We start from the raw sequence: 851 nt of genomic DNA on the forward strand, positions 1-851 counted from the left end.
CGCCGGGCTCGATGCGGAAGCCGCGGATCTTGACCTGCTCGTCGTTGCGGCCGAGGAATTCCAGATTGCCGTCGGGCAGCCAGCGGGCCAGGTCGCCGGTGCGATAGAGGCGGGCGTCCGGGTCGGGGCCGAAGCGGTCGGGTACGAAGCGCTCGGCGGTGAGATCGGGCCGATTGAGATAGCCGCGCGCCACGCCGGCGCCGCCGATCCAAAGCTCGCCGACAACCCCAATGGGTGTGGGTGCACCATGCGCGTCGAGCACATAAATCCGCGTGTTGGAGATCGGACGGCCGATCGGCAGGCGATGATCGATGGCCTCGAGACTGGTGAGATCACATATGGTTGCGAAGGTCGTGCTTTCTGTCGGCCCGTAACAATGCAGCAGATGTTCGGGTCGATACTGCTCGAGGACACGATGTACGGCGGCCGGGTCGACCACGTCGCCGCCCACCATCAGCAGGCGCAGTTCTGCCAGGGCTTCCCCCAGCACGTCGACGGCCTGGCTGAACAGTCCCGAGGTAAGATGCAAAACGCTGATGCGCTCCCGGCGTACCAGTTCCCGCAGCGCCATTGGCTGCAGGACCGCCGCCTGCGGCACGACGATGAGGACGGCCCCATGCACAAGCGGCGCCCACATCTCGAAGGTGTTGAGGTCGAATGCCGGGTTGCTGAGCCATGCCAGCCTGTCCGAAGGGATGATCTCGGCATGACCGTTGTCGCTGAGCAGCCGGACGACGGACTTGTGCTCGACCATGACGCCTTTTGGCTTTCCGGTGGAGCCGGAGGTGTAGATGACATAGGCGAGGTTCTGCGAGGAGAGGCCCGCGACGACCGGGTTGGTCTGCGGCATG

General features: G+C 65.2%; 1 protein-coding gene. It reads right to left on the minus strand.

Features of this window, described 5'->3' with window-relative positions:
• Positions 1-851: amino acid adenylation domain-containing protein (locus tag ACIK7D_RS27735; protein WP_400158173.1), on the minus strand; the 851-nt coding region annotated here is incomplete at both ends.

It is taken from the genome of Agrobacterium sp. P15N1-A (genome assembly GCF_044626815.1).
GTDB lineage: Bacteria > Pseudomonadota > Alphaproteobacteria > Rhizobiales > Rhizobiaceae > Agrobacterium > Agrobacterium leguminum.